Consider the following 25,261-nt stretch of genomic DNA (forward strand, 5'->3'; position numbering starts at 1 on the left):
TCCTCCCCCGCCCATTCCGACTACGGCTTCACCACGACTGTGGGGGCCGTGGCCCGGGAGCGTTTTGCCCGCCGATCCACCATTCGCGCCGCACCCCTGCCAGGAGAGAACCCCGATGTTGCCCGCCCGCCACCACCGCCCCCCCTGTCGCTCGATCGCACCGCTGTCGCTGGCCATTGCCGGCGTGCTGCTGTCGGTCGCCGTTCCTGCCTTCGCCCAGGAGAGCAAGGACAAGGCCACCGACCTGGCCCGCATCGAGGTCACCGGTTCCAACATCCGCCGCACCGACGTTGAAACCGCCTCGCCGGTGCAGGTGATCAGCAAGCAGGACATCCAGAACATGGGTGCGCGCACGCTGCTGCAGGTGCTCGACAACCTGCCGGCCGCGCGGCCAGCGCAGCAGGATTCGCGCTCGCTGTTCACCGGCTCGGACGGCGCATCGCAGGCCAACCTGCGCGGCCTCGGCGCACAGGGCACGCTGGTGCTGTTGAATGGCCGTCGCTTGTCGTACTACGGCGCGCCAGCCGGCTTCCAGACCCAGTTTGTCAACATCGATGCGATTCCCGCCGCCGCCATCGAACGCATGGAAGTGCTGACCGACGGCGCCTCGGCCGTGTACGGCACCGACGCAGTGGCCGGCGTGATCAACGTGATCACCAAGCGCAACTTCCAGGGCGCGGAGATCAGCTTCACCAATGACACCTCCTCGCGCATCGATTCCTACGGCGAGCGCCAGGCCAGCATCACCGCCGGCTTCGGTGACCTCACCGAGAACCGCTTCAACATCTACGGCGCGGTGAACATGTACCGCCGCGACGCGATCCCGCTGGCCGACTTCTATGACAAGCGCCCGGACCAGTACTACGTCAACAACCCCAACTATCTGAACAACCTGCGCTTGGGCGTGGGCAGCAAGCCGGGCCAGTTCAACCCGGGCAGCTACTTCGCCTTCGATCCGGTCACCGGCCGCCGCGTGCAGGAAGCCGCGCCGGGCTGCCAGAACGTACTGCAGGGTGAAGCCGCCGGTCCGCGTTGCGTCTGGGAAACCTGGATGAACAACGAGATCGACGCGGGCGCCAAATCCGAGCGCAACACCGCCTACCTCAACGGCACCTTCCTGGTGGGCGACAGCACCGAGATCTTCGCCGAGGCCACCTATACCGATATCGATCTGCGTGCCAACGGCGGTACGCCGCGCAGCTACGGCACCACCACCGGCAACCCGACCAGCTGGTTCTCGCGCGATACCGGCAACAACGTCAACCAGTTCCTGTATCCGTTCCTGGGCCCGAACAACGAGTACAACCACGCCAGCCCTCAGCTGAAGGCCATGATGGGTGGCGTGGTCGGCCTGCAGTACCTGCTGCAGGATGCCGGCGCCAACTACTTCGGCCAGCGCAACACCGACAAGAGCTACCGCGTGCTGACCGGCGCGCGTGGCAACGTCGGTGACTGGAACTGGGAAACCGCATTCGCCACCGCCGGCACGCACTCGACCACCTACCAGACGATCAACGTCAACGTGAAGGGCTTCGAGAAGGCCTTCGGCCCGTACAGCATCGACCCGGGCACAGGCCGGGTGATCATCTCCGATCATCCGGCGTACAAGTTCGGCGAGATCAGCGAGGCCAACGGCGCACTGATCCGCGGCGCCTTCCCGACGTTCGACATCCAGTCGTGGACGCGCCTGCATACCCTGGACGGCAAGATCGAGGGCCCGCTGTTCAAGCTGCCGGCCGGTGACATGCGCGCCGCGTTCGGCTTCAACGCCAGCCGCGAAACCTTCTACACCCCCGGCAACGCCGACGCGGCCGCCGGCCTGATCACCCAGCAGGGTGGCTCGTGGTTCGATGGCGCGCGCAACACCTATGCACTGTTCGCGGAAACGGTGGCGCCGATCACCGAGAAGCTGGAACTGGATGCCGCCGTGCGCGTGGACAAGTATCCGAACTTCAGCGCCAACGTCGCGCCGAAGATCGGCTTCAAGTACCAGGCCTTCGACCAGCTGATGCTGCGTGGTACCTATTCCACCGGCTTCCGCGCCCCCAGCCTGGCTGAGTCCGGCAACGGCGGCGTGTATGCGCAGCTGGGTGGCTTCCGCGATGAACTGCGCTGCGCCGAGACCAACGCCATCGCCAACCTGCTGCTGAAATCGCAGCGCGGCGGTGATGTCGACCTGGGCAAGAGCCTGCTCAACGTGGACTGTAGCCGCACCGTGGCGCGCATGACCCAGCCGAACCAGAACCTGAAGCCGGAGAAGGCAAAGATCGCCACGTTGGGCTTCGTCTATGAGCCGGCCACCTGGCTGTCGGTGTCGGCCGACTACTGGTTCATCTACCGCGACAACGAGATCGTCGCCCCGGATTACCGCCGCGCCGAAGACATCATCTCGTCGTCGCGTTCGCCGATCACCGACAGCGATCGCGCCAATCTGGCGCAGCTGGCGGCGATGTGCGCCGACCCGGCAAGCGGTGTGAGCTGCCCGGGAACGCTGCCGGGCTACTCGGCCGGCAACGTGGCCAGCGTGGTGGGCCAGTACAAGAACCGCGGCAAGACCCTGATCGATGGCTTCGACATCGACGCGCGCAGCCGCTTCTCGCTGGGTGAATGGGGTGGGCTGAACATCGGCCTGGCCGCGACCATCGCCAACCGCAACCGCTTCTACATGGATGAACAGAACGGCTGGTTCTACGGCGACGTGGTGGGCTACTACAACAACCCGCGCCTGCGCGCGACGCTGAATGCCGACTGGACCTACAAGCAGGTCACCACCAGCATGTTCGTCAACTACGTGGGTGGCACCAAGTGGGCCACCGACCAGGTCGACGAAGTGAGCAACAACAAGGAAACCTGCACCGGCGGCTACCTGGCACTGCAGAAGAGCAAGTGCGATGGTGCACCGTCGTGGTGGACGGCCAACATGAGCGTCACCTGGCGCCCGGACGATGCCTGGAACCTGAGCTTCACCGTCAAGAACCTGTTCAACCGCCTGCCGTTCTACGATCCGAACAGCTTCCTGCGTGACTCCAGTGACTACGCCACCATCTTCGGTCGTGGTTACAGTGTGACCATCGGCTACCGGTTCAAGTAATTCCGTTTGCGTGACCAGGCGCGCCGGCCAAGGCTGGCGCGCCTTCAAGAGGAGAGTGTTTGCCATGAAGCGTAGGGAATTCATCGCGGCCAGCGCCGCTGTCGCCGCCAGCAGCCTGTTGCCGCAGACCCCGGCATGGGCACGTGGCCGCAAGGTGCGCCTGGCCGTGATCGGCACCGGCATGCGTGGCCTGGTGCTGCTGAAGGAACTGGTGCGCCGCGACGACGTGGAAGTCGTTGCCCTGTGCGATATCGAGCCGATCATGCTCGGTCGCGCGGTGGAGATGGTCAGCAAGGCGGGCAAGCCTGCGCCGAAGACCTACGGCCAGGACCGTGACATCAATGCATGGAAGCGCCTGCTGGAACAGAAGGGCATCGACGGTGTGATCATCGCCACACCGTGGGAATACCACGCACCGATGGCGATTGCCGCGATGCAGGCCGGCGTGGCCGTAGGCTGTGAAGTGGTGGCCGGCATCACCCTGCAGGATCACTGGGACGTGCTGAAGACCCAGCTGTCCACCGGCACCCCGTACATGCTGCTGGAAAACGTCTGCTACCGCCGCGACGTGATGGCCGCGCTGCAGATGGTGCGGCAGGGCCTGTTCGGCGAGCTGGTGCACCTGCAGGCCGGCTACCAGCACGACCTGCGCGGGGTGAAGTTCAATTCCGGCGACCCGAACCAGCCCTACGACAGCGGCGTGGAATTCGGCCCCAAGGGCTGGAGTGAAGCACGCTGGCGCACCGAGCATTCGGTGGAGCGCAATGGCGAGCTGTATCCCAGCCACGGCATCGGCCCGTGCGCGATGTATACCGGCATCAACCGCGGCAACCGCTTCACCCACATCAACGCATTCGCCACCAAGGCGCGCGGGCTGCACGACTACACCGTAGCCAAGAGTGGTGGCACCACCCACCCGAGCACCAAGGTGAAGTTCAAGCTCGGCGACATCGTCACCACCACGCTGGCCTGCGAGAACGGCGAGACCATCCTGCTGCAGCACGACACCTCGCTGCCGCGACCGTATTCGATGGGCTTCCGCGTGCAGGGCACCAAGGGCCTGTGGATGGACGTGAACCATTCGATCCACATCGAAGGCCGCAGCCCGCCGCACCAGTGGGAAGAGTTCAAGACGTACCAGGACCAGTACGAGCATCCGCTGTGGAAGCAGAATGCCGACACTGCTGCGAGTGCAGGGCACGGTGGCATGGACTGGTTCGTGATCCATGCGTTCGTGGAAGCGCTGAAGGCCAAGGCACCGATGCCGATCGACATCTACGATGCGGTGACCTGGAGCGCGATCACGCCGCTGAGCGAGCAGTCGATCGCCAACAGTTTCCAGACGCTGGAGTTCCCGGATTTCACTGCGGGTGCGTGGAAGCAGCGCAAGCCGATCTTTGCGTTTGATGGTAAGTATTGAGGTCTGCACCCTTCCACGTTGTGACGGAAACGCCGGGTACTGCCCGGCGTTTTTGTATCTGCCGTCCGTCATAGATGGCTGGCGACTATCAGAAAACTCTGAAATTCAACCTGTTCCACAGTTTCTGACTTGAATGCGTAACCCATATCGGAGATAACGTCCCCATGCGGCCACGCTGCAATCCGGAACAGGGACGATCCGAAGCAGGGCGGGAAGGGGCAATGGCTGCCCAAGCGCCTTCGTTCCTCCCGGCGCGGTAACCGCCCAGGATGGAGAACAGGGATGTTGAAGCGATTGAAGGATCTTTCGTACGCAGCGCTGGCGATGACCGCGCTGGGGTGCGTAGGTACCACTGCGGTGCAGGCGCAGGAGGTGCAGAAGAAGTGGGAGAGCTACCTGTCGATGGGCCAGCCGCGGGGCACCGAAGCTGCGGTGCAGAAGGACATCAGGGCCTTCTTTGCCCGGTATGAGGTCGACAAGCCGTTCGTCTGGGAGGTCAAGCGGCAGCGCGTGCTGGCAAGCAAGGTCATCTACGACTACCGCGCAAAGCCGGAAGCGATCGTCAGCACCGACTGGGTCTACACATACTCAGAACAGGAGTATGCATCCGAAGATCAAGTCCGCAGTGCGATCCTCGCCCTTCGCGTGAGCGATCCCCAGTGTCCGGCCACCACGCTTGTGGAGGAGGACTGGGCGGAGTTTCCGGGACTTGGGCAAGGTGACGACGGAAGCATCACTCACGAAGACAAAAAGTTTCACTACACAGCCAATTACTTCTTCGCTAGTACGCAGAAATGCAGGGAGGTGAAGAGCTGGGAGCACGCGCGGCGCGACAGAACTGCCGTGTGTCCGAACCGTTCCAGCATGAAGTGGGATGAATCCATCCAGATGTGCTCGTTGCTTCAGCAGGATGAGCCCATGATGTCGCCGATGTTCGCCTATACGAGCACTCCAATCCCGCCTCAGCAGTGTCCAGTGGGAAATCCTTGTGACCCGACAACAGGTGACAAATCCCAACCAGAACTTGATTTCGATCTCGGCTGGATCAGCTTCCGTCGCCACTATCATTCCCTTACCAATACCGCAGGCGGGGCGCTGGGCACAGGCTGGACGCACTCGCACAATCTCCGGCTTGCGGCTGCGGTGGATGACTCGACGTTCCCCCCGAGCACCGAGCTGAAAGTCGGGCTGATCGAGGGAGATGGCGGCCAGATAGCCTTCCAAAAGGTGGGAGCGCAATACGAAGCTGTTGACGGCAGTGGTGATCGTGCCATGCAGCAGGGGGGTAACTGGCTGCTATCGCGTGTCCAAGAGCGCGTTCTGTTCGATGTGGAAGGTCGCATGCAGCGCCGCGACTTCGAGGACGGCACGTCATTGGTCTATGCGCATGACGCTCGTGGCCGGCTGCTCAGCATCACCCATTCCACTGGCCGTCGTTTGGATATCCAGTACGCTGCGCCTGGCGACGATGCACTGATCTCGACGATGTCGATAGCCGGCCAACTGGTGGCGGCGTACGGATACTCCGTGACAGGCGAGTTGACCACTGTCACCTATGCTGACGGTGGAGCAAGGACCTATCACTACGAAGACACGCGCTTCCCTGGACATCTGACCGGCGTTACGGCCGAGGACAACCGGCGCTACAGTTGGTATGGCTACGATGCCAAGGGGCGGGTGACCTGTAGCCGTCATTCGGGCGATTGCACACAGGCTGACGTCGGCATTGATGGGGTACGGCTGGATTACACGACTGCCGGCCCGGTCATCGTCACCGATGCACTCGGCAAGCAGAGCACGTACGCGCTTACCGCAAGTGGCAGCAGTGGCCTGCCACGCAAGGTCAATGGCATCACCGACAGCAACGGCACCGCCGGCCGTACCTACCTCCCAGAGGGCACGGACTTCCGCCGTCGCCTGCAGTCCTCCACCGACCGACGTGGCGTGGTTACCCAGTACGCCTACACCGAGGCCAACGACCCTACGGCCGGTGCTGTGACCGTGACAACCACCACCGAAGCGTCTGGAACACCCCAGCAACGCGTCAGCGAGACGCGTGTCGCGCTCGACAGCAATCGCCTGGTGCAGCAGACCGTCGGTAACCAGGAGACCCGCATCACCCGCAACGCGCGCCTGCAGCCGACCAGCGTCACCGTGCGCGATACCACGACCAACCAGACCCGCGTGACCACGCAGAACTACTGCGAGGCCGAAGGTCCGGATTGCCCGCAGGTGGGCCTACTGCGAAGCATCGACGGTCCGCGTACGGACGTGGCCGATACTGTGACGTATGCCTGGTACACCGCCGATGATGCGGGGTGTGCGACCAACGGTACCTGTGCGTTCCGCAAGGGTGATCTGCGCAGCATCACCAGTGCGTTGGGCCATACCGTTGAAACACTCGCTTACGATGCCTTGGGGCGCCCACTATCGGTGCGCGATGCCAATGGCGTGGTGACCGACTACACCTATCATCCGCGTGGCTGGCCGACGTCGATCACCGCGCGTGGCGCCACTACTGCCGAAGACCGAAGCACCCAACTGAGCTATTGGCCCACCGGCCACGTGCAGCAGGTCACCGAGCCCGACGGCAGCAGCGTCACCTATGTCTACGACGCCGCCCAGCGGCTGACGGACATTGCGGACAGTGCCGGCAACACCATTCACTACACCCTGGACAATGCCGGCAACCGTCTGCAGGAAAATACGGTCGATGCAGGGGGGACGCTGCGCCGCACGCTGGCCCGCGTCTACAACACTCTAGGGCAGTTGACCACGCTGAAGGATGCCGGCAACAACGCCACCGGCTTTGCGTACGACGCCAATGGCAATCCGCAGTCGGTCACCGATGCTCTGCAGCGGGTGACGAGCCAGCAGTACGATCCGCTGAACCGCCTGGCGCAGACCCTGCAGGACGTGGGCGGCGTTGCTGCGGAGATCCGCTCCAGCTACAACGCCTTGGATCAAGTCACCCAGGTGACCGACCCGAAGGGGCTGCACACCACGTATGCCTACAATGGTTTTGGTGATCTGACCGGGCAGGTCAGCCCGGACAGTGGGAGTGCTACTTTCACTGTTGATGCTGCTGGCAATCGCAAGACCCGCACCGATGCGCGCGGCGTGACTGCCACCTACAGCTACGACGCGCTCAATCGACTGGTCGGTATCGCCTATCCTGATCCCAACCTGGACGTGGGCTATCACTACGACACCGCGCCAGCGGTATGTGCCAGTGACGAGCGTTTCGCCAAGGGTCGCCTGGGTCAGGTGCTGCACGCCAATGGCAGCACCGTGTACTGCCATGACCGCTTCGGCCAGGTCACCCGCAAGGTGCAGACGATCAATGGCGTGGCCAGCACACTGCGCTATGCGTACAGTAAATCTGGTCGCCTGACCGCATTGACCTACCCGGACGGAAGTGTGGCGGACTACGTACGCGACGCCCTGGGTCGTATCAGCCAGATTGGGCTGACTCGCCCGGGACAGGCCCGGCAGGTGGTGGTCAACAACGTGACCTATGCAGCCTTCGGGCCGGCGACCGGCTGGACCTACGGCAATGGGCGCCAACTGCAGCGCCCACTGGATCTGGACTACCGCCCGCAGGCGGTGCATGACCCCGCGGCAGGCGGCCTGTCACTGGGTTATGGCTACGATCCCGTTGGTTCGATCACCGAGCTGAAGAGCGGTGCAGGTTCTGAGGTGCTTGCTAAATACGCCTACGACACACTGGGCCGCCTGACCCAGACCCAGGATGGCGCCACGGGTACGCCGATTGAAACCTATGGCTACGACGCCACCGGCAACCGTACCTCACTGACCACCTCGGTCGGGACCGCAAGCTACACCTATCCGGTTGACAGCCATCGCCTGATTGCTGTGGATGGTCAGGCGCGCAACCAGGATGCCGCAGGCAACACCACCAGCATTGGCAGCAAGACGTTTGCCTACAACGATGCCAACCGCATGAATGCGGTGAAGCAGGGCGCTGCTGTAGTGGAGAGTTACGGCTACAACCATCGCGGTGAGCGCGTGCTGCGCGCACCGGCCAGTGGCAATGCGCAGGTCACGGTCTATGACGAAGCCGGGCAGTGGGTTGGCAACTATTCGGCGACCGGGCAGGCGCAGCAGCAGGCGATCTGGCTGGACAACTACCCGGTGGCGTTGATCCAGACACCAGCCGCGGGCGTGCCGGAGCTGGCGTACATCCAGCCCGATCACTTGGGTACGCCGCGAGTAGTGATCGACCCCGTGCGGGATGTCGCGATCTGGGAGTGGAGCAACAAGAGTGAGGTGTTTGGCGATCAGGCACCGGCCAATGATCCCGATGGGGATGGCGTGATGTTTGATCTGGCGCTGCGCTTCCCGGGGCAGCAGGCGACGGATGCGAGTGGCTTGTTCTACAACTACCAGCGGGAGTACGACCCGGCGGTGGGGCGGTACTCGCAGAGTGATCCGATTGGGTTGGACGGCGGGATTTCGACGTATTCTTATGTCTCGAGCAACTCGCTGGGTTCCTCAGATCCGCTAGGCTTGATGGCAAATTGCACGTGTGAGGATGGCGGAGTCAACATTGACATCCCGATTAAGTTCAGTGGGGACGGCGCAAGTCCTGAAGTGGTGAACAGAATGATTAACTCTATTGAATCCACATGGTCCGCTCCAGGATTCAAGGTCACAGTTAGTCAGCCCACGAAAGGCCGGATGAATCGAGTGGATGTTCCCTTGGGTAATGGCGTCTCCAACGTCAGAGGGGGGAGCGTCGGGACATGGTATGCAGGTGCAAGTGAATGGACGGCTGCCCATGAGGCTGGGCATCTAATGAAGTTCATGATCGATGGACGAACGGACATGTATGACGTGACGTCAACGAATCCGCGCAGCACAGCCCCCGTTCCCGGGTGGGAGGGGAACATCATGGCAGAGCATCTGGGTCTGCCTGATGATCGGGTTAGGGAGAGCATTAAGAGGAGATTAAAGTGCAAATAGAAGCCATGCTGCGCGCAGCGCTGCTGCTCTTGCCAATGCTGGGCGGGTGCAGCATCAACAAATTTCAACATACGGAATGGAGATCGGACTGGGTAGATGTTTCATCCGATGCGATCTTCCCTGGCAATTCCACGACTCTGCCGCTTGACCGCATTTCCACGCTTGATCCGGATAGTGAAGCCGCCATTGCGGAGTGGATGTTGAAGAATTCACTGGTCGCGGTATCGGCATCAGAGGTTGAAGGGAAGATCGGTTCAAGGCGGTTGAGTGGCCTGAAGCCAGCACCCGGGGAGAGCCTCTATCTCGTCAGGGCCGCTTCGGATGAAGGGAATGGCACGTTCATCGGCTACGTCAACGACAAGGGACTTCTCATCATGTATGGGGTCATGGGTGGGTGCGGCGAGCAGAAGCACCGGGTGGTTGCCGTGAGCCTGCGGGATAAGCCCGCCAACGTGTTCGGCAGATGCTCGGCGGCGCTTTAGTGCGTTGAAGAGTCGAGCAGCGGCAGGGTGCAGGTGCCCTGCCGTCGCTGCCGGATCATCCGGTAGGCGGCACGCGGAACATCAATGGAGGATCTGCGGCGTGACCAAGCATCTCGTCCTCTGTCTGGCCATTGGCCTGACCGCATGCGCTGCCCAAGAACCACGCGCGGACTCATGCCCGACAGTCGTCATCACCTATGCCGGCATCGCACGGGTGGATGGCATGACCTACGGCCGCTTCCAGATCAATCCGCATGGTTCTCGGCCACTGCAGCTGTTGCTGGCCAGCGCCGACAGACGCCTGTATGCCAGGGCAGCCACCGTAGAGGTTCGTCGGATTGACGAACAGGCGTGGCGGTCCTTCAATGTCATCCTCGAAGAAGTTGCGCCTCCGGCAGCACGGCTGTCGATCGCCCCTGGCGAGGCAATGACGGTGCTGTTCGACGGCGACGGCGCGTTTCTGCCCGGCGCGATCGGCGCTGCGGAGGAATTCTCGATCATCGTCCGCGACGTGCAGGGCTGCGCTCACCGCTCGGTTCCCTTCCAGCCTGGCGTCAACAGAGCCGCAGCGGGGGATCGGGAAGCCGAATGAATCCACGACCAGCGCGCCATGCCGTGGTGGCGGGCGGGGGCGGAAGACTGAGGGAAGATGGCGCGCCCGGAGGGATTCGAACCCCCGACCAATGGCTTCGGAAGCCACTACTCTATCCGGCTGAGCTACGAGCGCGTGGTGGAACCGCCGCGCCGTCGGCCAGGGCCGGGGCGGGCATCGCAACGCAATGAGGCGGTGCGGGATGGGCATTCTATCCAGTTTCGCCGCACAAATCTCCCCCCGCCGGCAAAGTCGGTCAGAAGGCACAGGAGTATCCTAGTGCCATGGCTGATACCCCCCTTTCCGCGCCGCATCCGGCGCCGACGCCGCGCTGGCGTCATTACTGGAGTCTGATGCGCGCCGATCGCCCGATCGGCACGCTGCTGCTGCTGTGGCCCACCTGGTGGGCGTTGTGGCTGGCTGCGGGCGGCCTGCCGCCGCTGTGGACCCTGTTCGTGTTCACCGCCGGCGTCTGGCTGACCCGCTCGGCCGGCTGCGTCATCAACGACTATGCCGACCGCTGGCTCGACCCGCATGTGGAGCGCACCAAGGCGCGGCCGCTTGCGACCGGTGCGATCAGCGGCCGGGCAGCGCTGGCGCTGTTCGCGGTGCTGATGCTGGTGGCCTTCGGCCTGGTGCTGACCCTGAACGGCCTGACCATCGCCCTGAGCTTCATCGGCGTGTTTCTGGCCGCCAGCTATCCCTACCTGAAGCGCTACACCCACCTGCCGCAGGTCTACCTGGGCATGTCGTTCGGCTGGGGCATCCCGATGGCCTTTGCCGCCGTGCAGGGCGAAGTGCCGATGCTGGGCTGGCTGCTGTATGCCGGCAACATCCTGTGGTCTACGGCCTACGACACCTGGTACGCCATGGTCGACCGCGAGGATGACCTGAAGATGGGTTCGCACTCCACTGCGATCCTGTTCGGCGATCTGGACCTGGTCATCCAGGGCGTGCTGTACGCGTTGTTCCTGGCCACGATGGCGCTGGTCGGCGTGCGCGGTGGGCTGGGCGGGTACTACCTGGCCGGCGTTGCGGTGGCGACGCTGCTGGTGGTGTACGAGTTCTGGATCTGCCGCAACCGCGAGCGCGGGCCGTGCTTCAAGGCCTTCCTGCACAACAACTGGGTGGGTGCCGCGCTGTTTGCCGGTATCGCCGTGGATCTGGCGCTGCGCTGAGACGCGCAGCCGAGCGTGGGCTCGGCTCTACAGCTGACAGTGCTTCTGTAGCGCCCGAGCCCATGCTCGGGCGGCGGCGCACAGCCCCGGGCCTCCCGCCACCTACGACCAATAGGTGGCAGACAGCCCGCACCCCACCGCCCAGAATCAGGCCATCGAACCTGGGAGGGTAGGTGATGGCTTCGACGGCAGCAGTGCAGGACGGCTGGATGGCGCGCGCAGCATTGCGCTCGGCCGCCTGGGCGGAAAAATGGTTCCCCGATGCCTACGTGTTCGCGGTGCTGGGCGTGGTCATCGTCGCCGTGGCGGCGATGGGCTTTGGCGCCACTCCGCAGGCCACCGCCAGCGCCTTCGGCGACGGCTTCTGGAGCCTGATTCCCTTCACCATGCAGATGGCCTTCGTGGTCATCGGTGGCTATGCCTTGGCTACTGCGCCGGTGGTGGCGCGCTTCATCGACTTCCTCGCCCGCGTACCGCGCACAGGTCGCGGCGCAGTGGTGTACGTCGGTCTGGTCAGCATGCTGGCCTCGCTGCTCAGCTGGGGCTTCTCACTGGTGTTCGGTGGTCTGCTGGTGCGTGCACTGGCCCGCCGCACCGAGCTGCGCATGGACTACCGTGCTGCCGGTGCCTCGGCCTATCTGGGGCTGGGCGCGGTATGGGCGATGGGCCTGAGTTCGTCGGCTGCACAGCTGCAGGCCAATCCGGCCAGCATGCCGCCAGGGCTGGTGGAGATCACCGGCGTACTGCCGTTCACCGAAACCATCTTCCTGTGGCAGTCGATTGTGCTGACCGCCGTATTGATCCTGGTTTCGTTGCTGATCGCCTGGCTGACCGCACCTGCCGCCGGCAGTGCGCGCACCGCCGAGGATTTTCCGGGTGCCGCACAGGCTGAACCGGAACCGCTGCAGCGCCGCACGCGGCCCGGTGAGTGGCTGGAATACAGCCCGTTGCTGACCGTGCTGCTCTCGTTGCTGGCCTTCGGCTGGCTGTTCAACGAGTTCGCCAACAAGCCGTTGGTGACCGCGATCGCCAACCTCAACACCTACAACTTCATGTTCATCTCGCTGGGCCTGCTGCTGCATTGGCGCCCGCGCAGCTTCCTCAACGCGGTGGCCAAGGCCGTACCGAGCACCACCGGTGTGCTGATCCAGTTCCCGCTGTACGGCGGCATCGCGATGATCCTCACCCACGCCGCCGGTGGTGATGGCGAGACCCTGGCGCATCGGCTGTCGAGCCTGTTCGTGCACGTGGCCAGCACCGATACGTTCGCGCTGGTGATGGGCGTGTATTCGGCGGTGCTGGGCTTCTTCGTGCCGTCCGGTGGCGGCAAGTGGATCATCGAAGCGCCGTACGTGATGCAGGCCGCGAACGAGTTGAAGGCGCACCTGGGCTGGGCGGTGCAGGTCTACAACGCGGCCGAAGCGCTGCCGAACCTGATCAATCCGTTCTGGATGCTGCCGCTGTTGGGCGTGCTCGGCCTGAAGGCCCGCGACATCGTCGGCTTCACCTTCATCCAGTTGCTGGTGCACATCCCGCTGGTGCTGGGGTTGCTGTGGCTGCTGGGCATGACGCTGGTCTATGTGCCGCCGGTGATGCCGTAACGGGTGCAGCGCCGAGCCCGCGCTCGATCCGCAAACCTGCCTGCGTGCTGCAGACGGGACCGAAGGGGCAGGCCCCTCTGCGCGCGCTACGCCGGTGCAGGCTGCTGAATGCGTTCGTTTCCGGCTGCAGCATGACCACATTCCAAACCCGCATGAATCCTTCAGTGGCTTGTGCCGCAAGGGCTGGCGCGGGTTCATTCACGCGCGTACACACAGGTGTAGCCCGCTCACAACGCATGGTTAACCAATCGCTGCCGACGATGGCCCCGTCCACCGCATTCCGCGCGTGGCATTTGGAGATCGGACATGGCACAGCAGAACCAGAACCCGAACCAGAAGCAGCAGGGCCAGCAGAACCAGCAGGATCAGCAGCAGGAACGCGGCCGCGACCAGCAGCAGCAACAGCAGCAGGAACAGCAGAAGCGCAACCAGAACCAGCAGCAGGGCGGGCAGGACGAGGAAGAGTGATCCTGGCAGCCGCCATCCATCACCGACGAAGCCCCGCCCCGTGCGGGGCTTCGCTTATTCGAGCACACCGATCCGCTGCAGCACCGTCGCTGCGGCCATGTCGTTGGGGTTGGTACCGGGCAGGCCCTGCGGTACGTCCAGGCCCATGCCGCGATACAGATCAACCCAATGCTGGGAGATCTCACCGGTCTGCGGGTTGCGGAAGTTCATCGGCTGCAGCGCGAACACATGGTGCGCACGGAATGCGCGTTCGATGAAGTCCGAGCAGTAGTAGCTTTCGTCGTTCAACACATAGGCGGTGTTGTACGGCTTGCCCAGCATCGTGCGTGCGGTGGCCACTGCATCGGTGATGGCATTCCTTGGCGGCGCGCGCAGGCGATAGACCACGACCTGCCGTTGCTTGCCACGCGCATCCTGGCGGAACTGGTCCAGCGTCTGCCGGCGCGAGCCCTTCTCGTCGGCATGCAGCACCTCCCAGCCCTGCGGTGCCGACGCCACCAGCGCGACATGGTCGAAGCTGGGCGCCCCTTGTTTTCCCGTCGCATCGTCGATTGCCGCGCTCAGGCCACCGTGACCCGCGGTGACGAACAGCAGGTCGCCTTCACGGACCTCGATGGCCATCGCCAAGGCTGGCCACAGGGCGGGCAGCAGCAGGCCGATCAGGAGCAGGAGGGGGCGCATGGGCATCTCGAACAGGCGGGAAGGCGCGATTGTAGGCGGCAGGATAGGATGGCGCGACCAAACCGGAATCAGGACGATCCCATGAAGCCCCGCCGTTCCCTTGCTCTGCTGGCACCGGCCCTTGGCCTTGCGCTGTCCGCCTGCACGCCTGCGCCGCAGCCAGCGCCTGCTGAGGCCCCGGCCCCTGCAGCGGCACCTGCCAGCACAGCGACGGCGGTGGAACCCGCGCCCGCAGTGGCGACCGCGGCGTGCCCCCATCCGGCGTTCGATACCTTCCTGAAGCACTTCGGCAACGAGATCACCCTGCAGGAAAAGGCAACGGCCGATCCGCTGATGGACAGCTACGTTGACGCTGGCGCCGAGCCTGAGCCGCGCACTGTGGAACGCCCGGCTGCATTGGCCGATGTCGAATGGCCGGTGATGCCCGATCCAGCCGGGCTGGCCGGGCAGGGCCGGGAGATGCAGGTGACGGCCGTGGCCGATGGGCAGATGCAGGTGCAGATCCGCACGCCGGACAGCAGCGACCAGCAGACCTACACCTTCGCGCAGAAGCCGTGCTGGACACTGGTCAAGCGTGAAGACGAGTCGATCTGAGGCCAGATCGGGACAGGCGCGGACTACCGGCGGCTGCTAGGCTCGAAGCCCGATCAAGGCACGGAGACGCCGATGCAGGCCCGCAGGATGCGCACCACTACCGTAGTCATCGCCACGCTGTGGGCGATGACCACCTCCCTCGGCGCCCACGCACAGTCGCTGCACGCCGATGACCGCGCTTACTTCCCCAGCGCCGCCGCCGAACAGGCGGCACGGGTCACCCTGGGCGAGCGCGTTGAGGCATTGCAGAGCGCCACGGCGGGCGCGCCGGCCACGCGCTTCCGCCAGGCCGAAGCGCTGCAGGCACAGTGCATGCGTCACCATGCGTATCTGCATCTGCAGGCCGCGCGCAACGCACGTGATCGTCGCCCGGCGCAGGCGCTGGATCAGGTGATGGGGCTGTGCAGCCGTATCGCCCGTACCGGCAGGGCCGCCCTGCGTGAGGCGCCGGCGGATGCCCCCTGGCTGGCGTCCTATGGATTCCTGCGCGCCCGCGCGCTGCAGGAAGGCGCGGCGCCGGCCAATGCGCAGCTGGATGATGCCGTGGATGCACTGGCCGATCCGGCGCTGGATACGTTCGCGCGCCTGCGTCGGCAGATCATGCACAGCGCGGAATTCCCGCGTATCGAAGGTGCTGGCCGCAGCTGGGATACCGGCGCCGACAAGCAGGCCCTGGCCCAGCATCCCGACCGCGCGCTGCGTGAGGCCGGCTGGAAGGGGTACTGGCAGGGCGTGCAGTCGCGCCGTGAACCGATGGCGTCGGTACTGCTGGGCCTGGTGCAGGTGAATGATGCCGCCGCGCGTCTGCAGGGCGACGGCTCGGCCACCGCACGCGGCTATCGACGCATGGGCATGGATACGCAGACGGTCGACGCGACGCTGGCGGCGATCGAGCGCCACGCGGCAGAGCGTCGTGGATACCAGGACATGCTGCTGCAGCACGCCGGGCGCAGCGGTGTGATGTCGCCGCAGTTGTGGGATACCACCGTGCCGGATGCTGGCTATACGCCACCGGTGCTGAGCCTGGAACAGCTGCGCGATACCGCTGCCGACGCCATGCAGCCGCTGGGGCCGGAGTATGTCGCCGAGCTGCGCGCGCTGCTGGATCCTGCGCACAAGCGCATGGACCTGGCCACCGTGCTGGGCAGCCGCAGCCAGGACGCGTTCCATATATTCGCACCGGACACGCCGGCGCTGCTGTTCGTGGGGCTGCGCAGCGGCGATCTGGAAAGTGACGTGGAGATCGCCCATGAAGCAGGTCACTCCATGCATGGGCAGTGGATGCTGCGCGGGCGTGCCTCGCCATTGCATCTCAATGGCAGTGCGTGGATGACCGAGGCGTTCGCCATCTACAACGAGCTGCGCTTCCGTGACCAGTTGTACCAGCAGGCGCAGGATCCGCGCGCCAAGGCGTACTACCTGAAGTCGCTGCTCGACGACATGGTGTTGCAGCTGTTTACGTCCTCCGAGGAGGCGCAGCTGGAGCAGTCGATCTACCAGGGCGTGGCCAGCAATACGTTGGGCACCGCCGACGATCTGGACGCGCTCACCGGCCAGGTGCTGGCGCGCTACGGCCAGCAGCCGCAGCGCTATCCGCAGCTGCGCAGCACCTGGATCGGCAAGCGCCTGATGTATGACGACCCGCAGTATCTGGTCAATTATCTCTATGCCGGATTGCTGGCGGTGCAGCTGTATGTGCAGGACCAGCAGGATCCGGAGGGCTTCCGCCAGCGCTATCTGACCGTACTGGGTGAGGGCTTTGACCGCGCACCGCAGGAACAGGTGGCGCAGTTGCTGGGTCATGCACCGGACTGGCCGGCACTGGTCGACGCCGATCTGCAGGTGTTCGCACAGAACGCTGCCCGGCTGCAGGCGCTGTATGCGCAGATCGAGGCAGGACAGGGCACATGAGCCGCGTACAGCAGGCGCACGTTGCCAGGCCGAGGGCGTGGCTTGCGCTGCTGCTCTGCCTGCTGCCGCTGCTGGCGTTGGCGGCAGCCCCGATCCCTGCGTTGAATGACCCGGTGGTGGACACCGCAGATGCACTGTCGGCCAGCGCCCGCACCACGCTGCGTGAGCAGGCCTTGCAGCTGCAGGCACGCAAGGGCGCGCAGCTGCAGGTGCTGGTGGTACCCAGCGTTGGCGAGGAAGGTATCGAAGCCTATGCGCAGCGCGTCTTCGACCAATGGCAGCTGGGCCGCGCCGGTATCGATGATGGCGTGCTGCTGCTGGTGGCGGTGCAGGATCGTCGCGTACGCATCCAGACCGGTTATGGCCTGGAAGGCACCATCCCCGATGCCTATGCCGCGCGCATCATCGACAAGGCGATCGTGCCGCGCCTGCGCGAGGGAGACCTGGACCAGGGCGTGCTGGACGGCACCGCGGTGCTGGTGGCGCTGGTCGATGGTGAGGAACTGCCACCCTGGGACGATTCATTGGCACGCAACGTGTTGCCGCCAGATTGGCGCACCGGGGATTCGGTTGTTGCCCTGACGTTGCTGGCGGGCTTCCTCGCCGGTCTATGGCGATCGCCACCGCGTCTGCTGGCGACCAGGACCGAAGCCGAGTTCACCGGTAACCGCCGCGAGCGGCGGCGCAAGGCACTGGCAGCCAATGCGGCGGTGCCCAGGCCGACGTGGCCGACATTGCCTGCCTGGGGCCGGCCGCTGCTGGTGACGGCGGTGATTACTGCGGGGCTGCTGTCTGCGACGCTGCTGTTGCCGCGCCACGTGCTGCCGGCGCTGTTCTTCGTGACGGTGCCCGCTGTACTGGTGGCGACCCTGCTGGGTTGGTGCTGGCGACGCAGCCGTGGCGTGCGCATCGTGCTGTACGGCATGCTCGCCGTCAGCACCGGCTTCTTCGCGGTGATGCTGGTGCGTGGCCAGTTGCCACCCAGCCTTGCGCTGCACACGCTGCTGAACCTGGCGGTCGGTATCGTTGCCATGCTGGTGTTCTTCCTGGTGCAGGCCGGTCGCGCGCGCTGGCGGAAGAACCGCAACAGCTTCGCCATCCGTTTGGTGGTGCTGGTGCTGCTGACCGCTGGATATGCGCTGGGCGCACTGCTGGCCATCGACCGTGCCGGCGACGAGAACGCCCGCGTGCTGGCGACGATCGTGTCCAGCGTGGGCACGCTGTTCCTGTACTTCATCTGGGTGTTCACCCTGCTGCCCGGCGAGAAAGCCCGCGGCGGCCGCGGTTCGTCCCGAGGCTACCGTTCCTCCTCCAGCACTTCGTCGTCCAGTTCGTCCTCGAGCAGTTCCAGCGACTGGTCCGGTGGTGGTGGCCGCAGCGGCGGCGGAGGCGCCTCGGGCAGCTGGTAGCTCAGGCCGCCTGCACCCGCCAGCCCAGCGCGGCATCGTGCAGTTCGCCGCTGCCGCTCACTTCGCTCACCTGCAGCTGCAGTCCCTGCGCGTTGGGCAGGTCCTTCTGTTCGGGGAACCAACGGCGATCAGCGGCAACCACGATCAGCAGCCCCTCGTCATCGCCCATCGGCGCGAACTGTGGCGACGGCGGGCTGATCGGTTGCAGGCCGAAGCACTGGCTGGACTGTTCGCGCACCGCATCGACATCGTGGCTGGGCAGGCCGACCTCGCTCAGGCAGGTCAGTTCGCTGCCATGGAAGGCACCGCTGCGGTCACTGGCCGGCAAGCGCCTGCGGCCGATCAGTTCCAGGATCAGGCCATCTGGACCGGTGAAATACACCGACTGCGATTGCCAGCTGCTTTCCAGAGCGAAGTAATCGAGGCCTTCGGGGTTGCGTTGAAAGGGCGTGCGTACACGCAGCCAGGTCATGGCATCGGCGAAGCGGTTGTCCGGCACATTGAAGGCCAGGTGCACGCCGCCGACCGCGTGGTCGCCCGCAGGTTGCAGCTGGATCGTGCTCCAGCCGATGCGGACCTGGTCACCGGCCACCTCCAGTTGCAGCACGTCGCGGAACCAGGCGGCAACGCGGGTGACGTCGGATACCGGCAGGGTGAGGTGCAGCAGGCGCATGGTCGATCCTCCGTGTAACGCTGGGTGCAGTGTAGTCCCGCGCACCTTCGCGTCGCGTCATCACCTGCGCAACGAATCGTTACTGCCAGCCGCAGCGTCGAGCCGTGCTCGACAGCTTCTACCGCAGTGCCTCACCGAAGAAGCGCACCGCGTCTTCCACCACCACGGCATGCGTCTGTTCCTTCGGTACCGCAGTCACACACAGCGCCTGCAGCCGCTTCTTCGCCAGCGGCGTGCACCCGGACAGGAAATCGTAGTGGCCGACACCTGGCAACGCGTGCAGTGTTGCTTTCGGAATCAGCGCCGCCGCCACATCACCGTTGGTCGCTGGTGGCGCCACCTCGTCGGCAGAGCCCAGCACGATCGCCACCGGCTGCTGCAGCGCCTTCAGCTGCTCCGGTGTGAATGCCTGCACGATGGCCGGCGCCAGCACGAACACGGCGCGGACACCGGGAATCGAACGATCATCCTGTGCGTGTTGCACGTAGGGCTGCAGTTGCGGCGATGCTGCTGCAGCAAGACGCGCCTCCATCGTATGTGTGGCCGCTTCCTGCTGCGGTCTGCACACGCCGTCGTCCGGGTGCGCCCGGCAGAACGCCAGCAGCCGCGTCATGTCCGGCCGTGCGCCAGCGCTCAGCAGTGCGGTGAAGCCACCGGCGGAATAGCCGATCACGCCCAGCCGCGACGCATCAATGTGTGGCCCCAGTTGCGGGTCGGCTTTTACCGCGGCCAGCGCGGCCTTCAGGTCGTCGGCGCGCAGCCAGGTCAGCACGCTGCCGGCCAGCGTCATCTCATCGGCGCCGTTGTTGCCCGGGTGGTCCACGGCGATCACCAGGTAGCCGGCGCGTGCCAGCGCGGTGCCCAGCCACCCCATCATGCGCGCGGTGCCGCCATTGCCATGCGACAGCAACAGGGTCGGCAGGCGCGCGCCGGCAATGGGGGCGTCCTTGGCGGCGCGCCCCACTTCGAACAGTGGCGCATCCGCTGGCCCGATGGTGAGCGGCGTCTCGTCGCTGCCTGGGCTTGCTGGGTACCACAGGGTGAAGCGCAGCACATCGCGGTGCGCGCCATCGCGTATCGCCGCGCTTTCCAGCGTTGTCACACCGTGGCGTTCACCGGCGATGAGGGGAGTCGCCGCCATCGCCATCGGCGCCAGCGAAGCCAACAGCAGGGCCAGGATCCATCGCGTCGCATGCATCGTCAGTCTCTCCGGGTCAGGCAGTGCGTTGATCGACCGGCAGCCAGATTTCCACGCCACCGTGGCCGCTGTGCTCGTCGAAGCGGGTGTCGTAGCGTTCAAGGTCCGGCGCGTTGGCCAGGTTGAGGTGGTTGGCGGGCAGATACTGGTCCAGCAGCCAGAACCAGGTCGAGCGGATGGTGGAGATATGGCCGCCATGCCACGCCACCAGGTAACGGCGCGCAGGCACATCCACCCGCTGCCAGTGTGCCGGTACCGATGGCAGTGCGTTCACCGGCAGCGCTGCGATGTAGTCGAAGCCGCCATCGTCGTCACTGTTGCAGCACACACCGAAACTGACCGGTGCCGGCGTTGGCCATTCGCGATTGAGCTGCGCCCATTGCCCGGGAATCGCACCGCCACTGTTGCGGGTGTGGCGCATGCCGATGCCGGCTACCCGGAAGGGCGTGCAGTCGATCAGCCTGGGCACTTCGCTGCAGGCCTGTGGTGCATCGTCGAGGCGGATCGCGTGCACCAGTACCAGCTCCTGCAGGCCCTGCTCGCGCACGCGCTCCGGGGTCTGCCCGAACTGCTCGCAGAAGGCACGGGTGAACGCGGCATGCGTGCTGTAGCCCGCCGCCAGCGCTACCTGCAGGATGTCGCCGGCACCGTTGGCCAGCTGCTGTGCAGCAGCGGTCAGGCGGCGTCCACGCAGGTAGCGCACCACCGACGTACCGGTGCGGGCCTGGAACAGGCGCGACAGGTGGAACGGCGACAGCCCGGCGGCTGCCGCGATGTCGGCCAGCGCCAGCGGCTTGTCAGCATGGCTTTCGATGTACCACAACGCTTTGCCTGCCGCGCTCATCGCGCTGTTCCTTGTTCGAATGCCGGGCAGCGTAACGGATCGACGGGGTGGGGCGCTTAGCAGTTCTTGCGGTGGCGGGGCTTTGCGTTTGCCGTGGTAGCGGCAGCTCTCCCCGCCCCCTTCCTGGTGGTCTTCGCGCTCGCACTGTTCATCCCGTTGCGGACGGCGCGGCCAGCCAGCTTCGGCTTCGACGACGACGCTGCCGGGTAGCACAAGCCCGGTACGGGCGGCACCCGCACCGTAACCGCTGCAACTGTCGTCTCCACGTCATCGCTGCTTCACATCGCAGCCCGAGACTGCGCGCCTTGTCCAGGTCCCACCTGGCCCTGTCGTGCCTTCCCGGAGTTCCGCCGTGCATCGTTCGAAGCTGTCGCGTTCCATCCTCCTCGCCCTTGGTCTGGTCAGCGCAGGAGGCGCGATCGCGGCAGATGCCGGAACGGCGGACACCAGCAGCAGCGGCAGCCACACCGCGCCTACCCAGCTCGACGCGATGCTGGTCACCGGTACCCGGGCCTCCAACCGCACCCAGTTTGAAACCCTGGCGCCGGTGGACGTGTTCACCAAGCAGGACATCCAGTCGGTCGACTCCACCGACCTGAAGGACGTGCTGGCGCAGCTGGTGCCGTCGTTCGTGGTGCAGCGCCTGCCGATGGCCGATGGCCAGGTGTTCGTGCGCCCGGCCACGCTGCGTGGCCTGTCGCCGGACCAGACGCTGGTGCTGGTCAACGGCCGCCGCTTCCATCGCAGTGCGCTGCTCGGCAACCGCGGCGCACAGGCCGCCGACCTGGCGCAGATCCCGACCAGTGCCATCAAGCGCATCGAAGTGCTGCGCGATGGTGCGTCGGCGCAGTACGGTTCGGATGCCATCGCCGGCGTCATCAACATCATTCTGGAAGACAGCCCGGGCACCGAGATCACCGCCGGCTATTCGCAGTACGCCCAAGGCGATGGTGCCTCGCGTGACTTCAGTGCGCGCACCGGCTGGGCGTTGGGGGACTACGGCAGCCTGGCCCTGTTCGCCGAATCGTCCAACTCCGACGCCACCTCGCGCACCCGCCAGCGTCCCGACGCCATTGCCTTCCAGGCCGCGCATCCGGAGCTGGACGTGCCCAATCCGGTGCAGCGCTGGGGCCAGCCGGAGCTGGAAAGCCGCCGCGTGGGCTTCAACCTGAAGGCCAATGCCAGCGACACCCTGGAGCTGTATGCCTTCGGCCTGTACAGCCACAGCGATGGCGTCAGCGATTTCAATTGGCGCAACCCGGATACCACCACTGGCGCGTACCGTACGACCAGCATCTTCCCGGGCTGGAACCTGCGCTCGCTGTATCCGGTAGGCTTCAGCCCGCAGTACGGCAACACGCAGAACGACCTGCAGCTGGTCGCTGGCCTGCGCGGTGAGATCACCCCCAAGCTGCGCTGGGACCTGAGCGCCTCGTATGGCCGCAACGCAATCGACTACAGCCTGAAGAATTCGATCAACGCATCGCTGGGTCCCAACAGTCCGACCGCATTCGATCTCGGTCGCCTGACCCAGACCGAGAAGAACGCCAATGCGGACTTCAACTACGAATGGGACGTGGCTGCGCTGTCGAAGCCGATCAACGTCGCCTTCGGTGCCGAGTTCCGCCAGGAGACCTACCAGGTGCGCGCCGGTGACCCTGCCTCGTATGCGGTGGGCCGTGGTGCGGCGGCGGGTCTGGAAGCGAATTCCAACGGCGCGCCGGGTTTTTCGGCCAGCCAGGCCGGGCAGTGGAGCCAGCGCAGCAAGGCCGCCTACGTGGACATGGAAGTGCCGCTGGGCGAGCGCTGGAGCATCGGCGCGGCGGGTCGTTATGAAGACTTCTCCAGCTTCGGCAGCACGGTGGACGGCAAAATTTCTGCACGCTTTGCAATCACCCCGGATGTTGCGCTGCGCGGCACCGTGTCCACCGGCTTCCGCGCGCCCACGCCGGCCCAGCTCAACACCACCAGCACCACCCAGGGGCTGGATACGCGCACGCTGCAGATCTTTACCAGCGGCCGCCTGTCGCCCAGCGATCCGTTGGCGCAGCTGCTGGGCGCCAAGCCGCTGACCCCGGAAGAATCGCGCACTGCCTCGCTGGGCCTGACCTGGCGCACCGACATGGGCCTGTCCGGTTCGGTGGATGTCTACCGCATCAAGCTCAGCGACCGCTTCAGCCAGTCGGCCAGCTTCGCCATTCCGGCCGGCACGCCCAACCCGCTGGGCTATACCTCGGTGAACTACTTCACCAACGATTTCGACACCACCACCACCGGCGTGGACGTGGTCGGCAACTACCTGCGCGATCTCGGCGCCGGGCGCATGACGCTGACCCTGGCTTACAACTACAACCAGACCCGCGTCGACAACGGCAGCACCTCGGTGGCGACCAACGAGACCCAGCGCGTGCTGTTCGAAGACCGCCTGCCCGAGCACAAGGGCAGCTTCACCGGCAACTGGGACGTCGGCGCGTGGTCGTTGATGGCGCGCGTGCGCTACTACGGCAAGTGGACCGACTCCACCGGCAACGCAGCGGGCGATATCTACCAGCAGTTCGGTGCGATGACCTTCCTGGACCTGGCGGTGGGCTATCGCATCAACGAACACCACAGCCTGCGCGTGGGTGCCGACAACGTGTTCGACCGCTACCCGGATGAAGCCACCTTCCAGGCCAGCCGTGGCCTGATCTATTCGCGCAACGCGCCGTATGACACCGACGGCGCCAATGTGTACGCGCAGTACCGGCTGACCTTCTGATGGACAGCCGCCGTCGTTCCCTGCTGCGTGCGGGTGCGCTGTTGCCGGCCGCTGCGGCGTTGTCTTCACTGCCTGCCGCAGGCGCCGCGCGTTACGCTGGGCCCATGCAGATTCCCGCAACGACCGTGGCGCCGGACGTGCTGGCCCGCGACGAAGGCTACTGGGCAACCGTGGCCAGCCACTTCGACATCACCGATGAAGTGAACCACCTGGAGAATGGCTACTGGGGCGCGATGGGCCGCGAGACGCTGGCCAGCTACCAGCGGCACACCGCCGAAGTGAATCGTGGAAACGCCTGGTACGGCCGCCGCGCGTTCCCGGCGCAGTACATGGCGGTGCATCGGCAGGTGGCTGACATGCTCGGTGTCGGTGCGGACGAGATCGCGCTGACCCGCGGCGCCACCGAGGCGATGCTGGCGTTGATCGGCGGCTACAACCGCCTGCAGCCCGGCGACCAGGTGCTGTACGCCGACGTCGACTACGACAGCATGATCAACGCCATGCGCTGGCTGCAGCAGCGTCGTGGCGTGCAGGTCGAGCGCATCGCACTGCCGGCGGTGCCAACCCATCAGCAGATCCTGCAGGCCTACGATGACGCGTTCGCGCGCCTGCCGCGCCTGAAGCTGGTGTTGCTGACCCAGGTCAGCCACCGCCATGGGCTGGTGCTGCCAGTGGCTGAGATCGCCGAGCGTGCGCGTGCGCGCGGCATCGATGTGATTGTCGATGCCGCACATGGCTTCGGCCAGATCGACTACGCGGTGCCGCAGCTGAGGGCCGATTTCGTTGGCATCAACCTGCACAAGTGGATCGGCGCACCGGTGGGCGTGGGCGCGATGTACGTACGCAAAGGGCGCGTGGCCGACCTGGATCCGTACATGGGCGAGACCGACGATGGTCGCGTGGGCAGCCGCGTGCATACCGGCACGGTCAACTTCGCTGCCTATCTGGCGCTGCCCGAGGCCATCGCGTTGCACCAGCGCATCGGCGCAGCCAACAAGCAGGCGCGCCTGCGTTACCTGCGCGAGCGGTGGACGGTGCCAGCGCGGCAGATGGCGCATATCGACGTGCTGTCGTCGGCGGATCCGGCGTTGGCCAGTGCATTGGCCAGCTTCCGCCTGCGTGGCCATACCTCGGTGGAAGACAACCTGGCGCTGCAGAAACGGCTGCTGGAGGAGCACCGGATATTCACCACGCATCGCGATGGTCTGGACTCCGGTGCCTGTGTGCGGGTGACGCCGTCGGTGTTCACCCGCCCCGCGCAGATGGATGCGCTGGTGCAGGCGCTGGCCGCGCTGGCCTGAAATCCCACCGCTTTGGTAGATGCCAACCTTGGTTGGCACCGCATCCACGCATGGCGTGGACGGGCATTGCCAAC

At 65.3% G+C, this 25,261-nt stretch carries 17 protein-coding genes and 1 tRNA gene; 13 read left to right on the plus strand and 5 right to left on the minus strand.

The genetic code is table 11. The features are described 5' to 3' along the window. Nucleotides 1-115 precede the first annotated feature (115 nt). From H3005_RS04795 to H3005_RS04815, 5 genes are all read left to right on the plus strand, one after another. A complete protein-coding gene (locus tag H3005_RS04795; protein ID WP_191077661.1) occupies nt 116-3,091 on the plus strand; it encodes a TonB-dependent receptor in 2,976 nt (991 codons plus the stop codon). Nucleotides 3,092-3,155: 64 nt separating this feature from the next. Further along, nucleotides 3,156-4,511: a Gfo/Idh/MocA family oxidoreductase gene (locus tag H3005_RS04800; RefSeq protein WP_100553915.1), complete on the plus strand. Its 1,356-nt coding sequence runs from the start codon at nt 3,156-3,158 to the stop codon at nt 4,509-4,511. 282 nt (nt 4,512-4,793) lie between these two features. Then, the gene (locus tag H3005_RS04805) at nt 4,794-9,497 is read left to right on the plus strand and encodes an RHS repeat-associated core domain-containing protein (RefSeq protein ID WP_100553914.1); all 4,704 of its coding nucleotides are present in this window, start codon (nt 4,794-4,796) and stop codon (nt 9,495-9,497) included. Beyond that, nucleotides 9,488-9,979 carry a hypothetical protein gene (locus H3005_RS04810; RefSeq protein ID WP_331273731.1) on the plus strand — a complete coding sequence of 164 codons (492 nt, stop codon included), beginning with the start codon at nt 9,488-9,490 and terminating at the stop codon, nt 9,977-9,979. Before H3005_RS04805 ends, H3005_RS04810 begins: the two co-directional genes overlap by 10 nt. 100 nt (nt 9,980-10,079) lie before the next feature. Next, nucleotides 10,080-10,571: an adhesin gene (locus tag H3005_RS04815; RefSeq protein ID WP_100553912.1), complete on the plus strand. Its 492-nt coding sequence runs from the start codon at nt 10,080-10,082 to the stop codon at nt 10,569-10,571. A gap of 58 nt (nt 10,572-10,629) precedes the next feature. Here H3005_RS04815 and H3005_RS04820 read toward each other — a convergent pair. Further along, nucleotides 10,630-10,706: transfer RNA gene (locus H3005_RS04820), tRNA-Arg, on the minus strand. Between the two features lie 149 nt (nt 10,707-10,855). Between H3005_RS04820 and ubiA the strand changes: the two genes are divergently transcribed. The 3 genes from ubiA (at nt 10,856) to H3005_RS04835 (ending at nt 13,818) form a co-directional block, all read left to right on the plus strand. After that, nucleotides 10,856-11,749 carry a 4-hydroxybenzoate octaprenyltransferase gene (ubiA, locus tag H3005_RS04825; RefSeq protein WP_080149621.1) on the plus strand — a complete coding sequence of 298 codons (894 nt, stop codon included), beginning with the start codon at nt 10,856-10,858 and terminating at the stop codon, nt 11,747-11,749. 176 nt (nt 11,750-11,925) lie between these two features. After that, nucleotides 11,926-13,350 (plus strand): TIGR00366 family protein, encoded by a 1,425-nt coding sequence (locus H3005_RS04830; RefSeq protein WP_191077662.1) that lies wholly within the window; start codon nt 11,926-11,928, stop codon nt 13,348-13,350. A 306-nt stretch (nt 13,351-13,656) separates the two neighbouring features. Next, nucleotides 13,657-13,818 carry a hypothetical protein gene (locus tag H3005_RS04835; protein ID WP_165378361.1) on the plus strand — a complete coding sequence of 54 codons (162 nt, stop codon included), beginning with the start codon at nt 13,657-13,659 and terminating at the stop codon, nt 13,816-13,818. Between the two features lie 54 nt (nt 13,819-13,872). Here H3005_RS04835 and H3005_RS04840 read toward each other — a convergent pair whose 3' ends face one another. Further along, entirely contained in the window at nt 13,873-14,499 is a 627-nt protein-coding gene (locus H3005_RS04840; RefSeq protein ID WP_191077663.1) for a YiiX/YebB-like N1pC/P60 family cysteine hydrolase, read from the minus strand. A gap of 81 nt (nt 14,500-14,580) precedes the next feature. On the opposite strand from H3005_RS04840, the gene H3005_RS04845 reads away from it, so the two are divergent. From H3005_RS04845 to H3005_RS04855, 3 genes are all read left to right on the plus strand, one after another. Further along, the gene (locus H3005_RS04845) at nt 14,581-15,093 is read left to right on the plus strand and encodes a hypothetical protein (RefSeq protein ID WP_100553908.1); all 513 of its coding nucleotides are present in this window, start codon (nt 14,581-14,583) and stop codon (nt 15,091-15,093) included. Between the two features lie 72 nt (nt 15,094-15,165). After that, nucleotides 15,166-17,004, plus strand: a complete 1,839-nt coding sequence (locus H3005_RS04850; RefSeq protein WP_100553907.1) for a M3 family metallopeptidase — start codon at nt 15,166-15,168, stop codon at nt 17,002-17,004. Continuing rightward, nucleotides 17,001-18,413, plus strand: coding sequence for a TPM domain-containing protein (locus tag H3005_RS04855; RefSeq protein ID WP_100553906.1), 1,413 nt, complete (start codon nt 17,001-17,003; stop codon nt 18,411-18,413). Before H3005_RS04850 ends, H3005_RS04855 begins: the two co-directional genes overlap by 4 nt. Nucleotide 18,414: 1 nt before the next feature. On the opposite strand, the gene H3005_RS04860 is transcribed toward H3005_RS04855, so the two are convergent. From H3005_RS04860 to H3005_RS04870, 3 genes are all read right to left on the minus strand, one after another. Continuing rightward, on the minus strand, nt 18,415-19,086 hold the full coding sequence (locus H3005_RS04860) for a VOC family protein (RefSeq protein WP_100553905.1): 672 nt from the start codon (nt 19,084-19,086) through the stop codon (nt 18,415-18,417). A gap of 118 nt (nt 19,087-19,204) precedes the next feature. Then, the gene (locus H3005_RS04865) at nt 19,205-20,284 is read right to left on the minus strand and encodes an alpha/beta hydrolase (protein ID WP_191077664.1); all 1,080 of its coding nucleotides are present in this window, start codon (nt 20,282-20,284) and stop codon (nt 19,205-19,207) included. Nucleotides 20,285-20,300: 16 nt separating this feature from the next. Further along, nucleotides 20,301-21,128: an AraC family transcriptional regulator gene (locus H3005_RS04870; RefSeq protein WP_100553903.1), complete on the minus strand. Its 828-nt coding sequence runs from the start codon at nt 21,126-21,128 to the stop codon at nt 20,301-20,303. Nucleotides 21,129-21,480: 352 nt separating this feature from the next. Here H3005_RS04870 and H3005_RS04875 point away from each other — a divergent pair, with 352 nt between their 5' ends. Together H3005_RS04875 and H3005_RS04880 are read left to right on the plus strand one after the other, a co-directional pair. Then, nucleotides 21,481-23,886 carry a TonB-dependent receptor gene (locus H3005_RS04875; protein WP_191077665.1) on the plus strand — a complete coding sequence of 802 codons (2,406 nt, stop codon included), beginning with the start codon at nt 21,481-21,483 and terminating at the stop codon, nt 23,884-23,886. Continuing rightward, entirely contained in the window at nt 23,886-25,187 is a 1,302-nt protein-coding gene (locus H3005_RS04880; RefSeq protein ID WP_191077666.1) for an aminotransferase class V-fold PLP-dependent enzyme, read from the plus strand. Before H3005_RS04875 ends, H3005_RS04880 begins: the two co-directional genes overlap by 1 nt. Nucleotides 25,188-25,261: the final 74 nt, after the last annotated feature.

Source organism: Stenotrophomonas sp. Br8 (genome assembly GCF_014763005.1).
In the GTDB taxonomy this organism is placed as follows: Bacteria; Pseudomonadota; Gammaproteobacteria; order Xanthomonadales; family Xanthomonadaceae; genus Stenotrophomonas; species Stenotrophomonas lactitubi.

Coding starts and splice junctions, on each gene's coding strand:
- H3005_RS04845 (WP_100553908.1), top strand. CDS start 14,581: ATGAAGCCCCGCCGTTCCCTTGCTCTGCTGGCACCGGCCCTTGGCCTT.
- H3005_RS04880 (WP_191077666.1), top strand. CDS start 23,886: ATGGACAGCCGCCGTCGTTCCCTGCTGCGTGCGGGTGCGCTGTTGCCG.
- H3005_RS04860 (WP_100553905.1), bottom strand. CDS start 19,086: ATGCGCCTGCTGCACCTCACCCTGCCGGTATCCGACGTCACCCGCGTT.
- H3005_RS04800 (WP_100553915.1), top strand. CDS start 3,156: ATGAAGCGTAGGGAATTCATCGCGGCCAGCGCCGCTGTCGCCGCCAGC.
- H3005_RS04830 (WP_191077662.1), top strand. CDS start 11,926: ATGGCTTCGACGGCAGCAGTGCAGGACGGCTGGATGGCGCGCGCAGCA.
- H3005_RS04840 (WP_191077663.1), bottom strand. CDS start 14,499: ATGCGCCCCCTCCTGCTCCTGATCGGCCTGCTGCTGCCCGCCCTGTGG.
- ubiA (WP_080149621.1), top strand. CDS start 10,856: ATGGCTGATACCCCCCTTTCCGCGCCGCATCCGGCGCCGACGCCGCGC.
- H3005_RS04870 (WP_100553903.1), bottom strand. CDS start 21,128: ATGAGCGCGGCAGGCAAAGCGTTGTGGTACATCGAAAGCCATGCTGAC.
- H3005_RS04795 (WP_191077661.1), top strand. CDS start 116: ATGTTGCCCGCCCGCCACCACCGCCCCCCCTGTCGCTCGATCGCACCG.
- H3005_RS04850 (WP_100553907.1), top strand. CDS start 15,166: ATGCAGGCCCGCAGGATGCGCACCACTACCGTAGTCATCGCCACGCTG.
- H3005_RS04835 (WP_165378361.1), top strand. CDS start 13,657: ATGGCACAGCAGAACCAGAACCCGAACCAGAAGCAGCAGGGCCAGCAG.
- H3005_RS04805 (WP_100553914.1), top strand. CDS start 4,794: ATGTTGAAGCGATTGAAGGATCTTTCGTACGCAGCGCTGGCGATGACC.
- H3005_RS04855 (WP_100553906.1), top strand. CDS start 17,001: ATGAGCCGCGTACAGCAGGCGCACGTTGCCAGGCCGAGGGCGTGGCTT.
- H3005_RS04865 (WP_191077664.1), bottom strand. CDS start 20,284: ATGCATGCGACGCGATGGATCCTGGCCCTGCTGTTGGCTTCGCTGGCG.